General features: G+C 35.8%; 4 protein-coding genes. 1 reads left to right on the top strand and 3 read right to left on the bottom strand.

Annotation, left to right across the window (positions count from 1 at the left end; all coding sequences use genetic code 11):
* The 3 genes from WBF61_RS01630 to WBF61_RS01620 form a co-directional block, all read right to left on the bottom strand.
* A partial coding sequence (locus WBF61_RS01630) for a nucleoid-associated protein (RefSeq protein WP_424253327.1) occupies positions 1-497 on the bottom strand: 497 nt, incomplete at its 3' end.
* Between the two features lie 142 nt (positions 498-639).
* The gene (locus WBF61_RS01625) at positions 640-915 is read right to left on the bottom strand and encodes a metal-sensitive transcriptional regulator (protein WP_424253325.1); all 276 of its coding nucleotides are present in this window, start codon (positions 913-915) and stop codon (positions 640-642) included.
* Between the two features lie 64 nt (positions 916-979).
* Complete coding sequence (locus WBF61_RS01620; RefSeq protein WP_424253323.1) at positions 980-3,424, bottom strand: FAD-dependent oxidoreductase; 2,445 nt, start codon at positions 3,422-3,424, stop codon at positions 980-982.
* A 316-nt stretch (positions 3,425-3,740) separates the two neighbouring features.
* Here WBF61_RS01620 and dapF point away from each other — a divergent pair.
* Positions 3,741-4,072 (top strand): diaminopimelate epimerase (gene dapF, locus WBF61_RS01615; protein ID WP_424253322.1); only part of this gene is annotated, 332 nt, incomplete at its 3' end.

Raw genomic sequence — 4,072 nt, 5'->3', positions numbered from 1 at the left:
ACATGGTACTCCATAATACTTAAATCGAGTACCATTCCTTCTTGAATTGCCTGACGTGCACTTGGTAAAATAGAACGATTGATAATCAATTGATTGGTTAACGTTTCTTCTTCATATGAAATATAATGCGTGATGCTATCAGAATAATTTAGTTTAAATAGTCCTAAACACGGCACTTCATCTAAAGTAAAGTAGACGAACAACAAATCAGCTGGTGGTATTTCTGGGTTTAACTTTGTAATCGAAAAGAATTTTTCAGTTAAGATTTTTGTTGTTTCAATAAAATTATCTTGAAGAGCATTAAAAGGTTGAATCAATGGGTTATCTTCTGATAATACACCAGTTTTCATATTATCGGAATCTTCTACTTTTTCTATCATAGCGTGAAGATAATCAAACGTAAATTTTTCTGTTAGATCTAAACCAGCAAAAGAAAAAATAGGTTCGTTGCTATTCAGATCAAAAATGTGTAATACCGCTTCTTTAATATAAATCATTTTTATTCCCTCCATTTTCAGTCACGCTTAAGAGTATCTCACAAATCGGAGAACCAAAAAAGAGCTTTAGCTAACTATTTAAGAGTCATTTAAAAAAAACTAAGCTGACTCCATCTTTAATGGAATCAGCTTAGTGAATAAACTATTTTTTTATGATCATGTTAATGGCCTGATTCATTTTTTGTTCTTGCTCTTGTGCATCGTTCGTTGGATTCTCGAAACAATTTTTTAAGTTTTCAGCAACAATCATCCCCATCACTCGATCAATACTGGCGCGAGTAGCGCTTAGTTGTGTGATGACATCGATGCATTCTTTGTCTTCGTCAATCATTTTCTGAATGCCGCGAACTTGGCCTTCTGTTCGTTTTAAGCGATTGATTATTTTCTTTTTTTGTTCTTGTTTATCGGACGTATCCATAGTATCCCTTCTTTCTAAAAGTCGGTTATAGTATACCCTTTTATACAGAAATGGCAAACAGATATTAGATGAATAAGTTTAAATTAGATTCTTCGCTGTCGCCAAGGTAAGCTGCCACGCCACCGTATTCAACAAAATCAAATAGTTCTTCTTTTTCGATTCCCATAATATCCATACTCATTGTACAAGCAATAAACTTAACGCCTAATTTACTAGCTTTTTCAATCATAAGTGGCAATGGATCGACATTTTTTTGTTTCATCACGGTCTTCATCATTTTAGCACCAGCACCGCCCATATTCATTGAAGAAATAGGTAAGCTATTTGCGCCATTAGGAAGCATGATATCAAATAATTTTGCCATCCCACGTTTTTGTATTTTTTGTTTTTTCAAAACACTAAGTCCCCAGAAAGTGAAGAATATTGTGACGTTTTTCCCCATTGCGGCTGCGCCTGAAGCAATAATCATTGAGGCTAGAGCTTTATCCATATCCCCACTAAAGACGACCATTGTTGCGCCTTCTTTTGTATCTTTCATCATACCTTCTTTTGGAAGGGCAGTGTTTTGTAGGAGATTGCCTTTTGAAAGAGTAGCGACAACATTGTCGCCTTCAATTTCATTTTTTAAGACGCTATTTCCAGTGCTTTTAGCCCAAGCTTCAATATCGGCACTAAAGCCAAAATCACTCGCTTTAACAATCATTTTTTGCCCGACAGACATTTGGTCCATTTGTTCTTTTACTTTCAAGATTGGCCCAGGACATTGCAAACCGCAAGCATCCACTTCAATAGTCGTTAGAGGACAGACTTGTGAAGGACTAGAAATTTGTTCGTTCACTCTTTTCTTGAAAGGTGTATTTTTTAAACTATATGTTGCGATTTTATACGTTTTATAACCACCGTCAAGATTTTTTACATCAAATCCGTGATGCATTAAGATTCTTGCAGCGTTATAGCCACGTTGCCCAACTTGACAATAAACATAAATAGTCTTGTCTTTTGGTAATTCAGCTAGTCTATTTCTCAATTGATTTAATGGAATGAAGGTACCTTTTGGTAAAGAACCAGTCGCTAATTCAAACTCTTCTCGAATATCCAAAAAGAAAGCGTCTTGGTCTACTAACTCGTCAACCTCATGCCATTGAATGGTTTTAATTTTATCGCTCATCATGTTATCAGCTGTGTAACCTAACATATTAACAGGGTCTTTAGCACTTGAATAAGGAGGAGCATAAGCTAACTCAATTTCAGCTAATTGATCTGCTGTTCCACCAAATTTCATGGCCGTTGCGATAACATCAATACGCTTATCAACACCTTTAGTTCCAATACCTTGTGCACCTAAAATTTTACCATTGCTTCCGAAAAGCAATTTTAAATGAATCGGGCTAGCACCGGGGTAATAACCAGCATGTGAGTTAGGATGAACATGAATCACTTGGAAGTCGATGCCTTTATTTTTTAGCATACGTTCACTATTTCCAGTTGAAGCAGCAGTCAGTTCAAAAATCTTCGCAACAGATGTTCCTTGAGTTCCTGGATACAGTGCTGGAATTCCGTTAATAATGTCTGCAACTAAACGTCCTTGACGGTTCGCCGGCCATGCAAGCGGGATGTTAGTAGGCGATCCATCAACACTATCTTTTACTTCAATAACATCGCCAATAGCGAAAATAGCAGGGTAGTTTGTTTGAAGTTGTTCGTTTACTTTAATCGCATTTTTGAAGCCGAGCTCGATACCACATTCTTTAGCAAGTGTATTTTCTGGTGTAACCCCGATAGATAAAATAGTCATATCGGTATTCAAGACAGTGCCACTTGTCAAAAGTAGTTTTTTCCCATTATCTTTAAATTCTTTTAAGCCATCATTTAATAATAAATTAACCCCGTGCATATTGATTTGAGTATGCAGTTGCTGAGCCATTTCAAAGTCGATATTGGGCATTACCTGAGGTGCCATCTCGACTAATTGAACATCGAGATCCAATAATTTGAGATTTTCCATCATTTCTAAACCAATAAAACCACCACCAATGACCGTTACAGTTTGAATAGCGTGTTTTGTGATGTACTCTTTAATCAAATCCATATCAGGAATGTTACGCAATGAAAAGACGTTTTCGGCAGTTTCCATACCAGGAATGGCAGGCGTGATTGCTTTTGCGCCAGTTGAAATAATGAGTTTATCAAATGTTTCCGTATAAGTTGTCCCGGTCTGATGGTTTAAAACGGTAATTTCATTGTTAACAGGGTCAATCGTGGTAACTTCAGAGAAATTACGAATGTCTAGTGCATATTGTTGCTCCATACCTTCAACGGTTTGTAGGAGTAAGCTATCGCGTTCTTTAATTTCCCCACCAATATGGTACGGAAGACCACAGTTAGCGAACGAAATGTATTCACCTTTTTCAAAAAGAATAATGGTGTCATCTTCGTTTAAACGACGAAGTCTAGTAGCTGCTGTTGCACCACCAGCTACACCGCCGATAATAAGTATTTTTTGCGCCATGAGGAATTCTCCTTTAAATATGATTGTTTTTTCACAAAATAAATATACCCTTAAGGGGTATGATAGTCAAGTGTTTTAGTGAACAAGTTGAAAAGCTTGCTAAATTAATGAAAATTATTCTTTTAAAGAATTTTAATTTCACAACCGTTAGGGGTATAGACATTTTTTAGATAGTGAAGAAATAAAAAAACTAGTTTTTTCGTTTTATTCTATACCGTATTTTTTTAAAAGAGATTAAAAATCTTCGCTTAAACGAATGAATTCTTTTATAATAAATTATCTAGTCAACAATTAATAAATCTGAAGAGGTGTCAAAATGGACTTTATAAAGATGCATGGTATTGGCAATGACTATGTTTATGTCAACGATTTAGATGAAAAAATAACAAATCCAGAAGCTGTTTCTCTATTTGTGAGTGACCGACATTTTGGTATTGGATCGGATGGATTAATTTTGATTCGGCCATCTATCCGAGCTGATTTTATGATGCAAATGTACAATGCAGACGGGTCACAAGGAGCCATGTGTGGAAACGGAATTCGCTGTTTCTCAAAATTTGTCTATGATGAAGGTTTGACTGATAAAGAAACGTTAACGGTCGAGACAAAAAGTGGGATTAAAACTATTGAATTAAAAAAAGAAGGCAA

Origin of the sequence: Carnobacterium sp. (assembly GCF_049673005.1) — a bacterium.
GTDB lineage: Bacteria > Bacillota > Bacilli > Lactobacillales > Carnobacteriaceae > Carnobacterium_A.
This window is presented reverse-complemented; position numbering and strand designations above follow the sequence as displayed.

Coding starts and splice junctions, on each gene's coding strand:
- WBF61_RS01620 (WP_424253323.1), bottom strand. CDS start 3,424: ATGGCGCAAAAAATACTTATTATCGGCGGTGTAGCTGGTGGTGCAACA.
- WBF61_RS01625 (WP_424253325.1), bottom strand. CDS start 915: ATGGATACGTCCGATAAACAAGAACAAAAAAAGAAAATAATCAATCGC.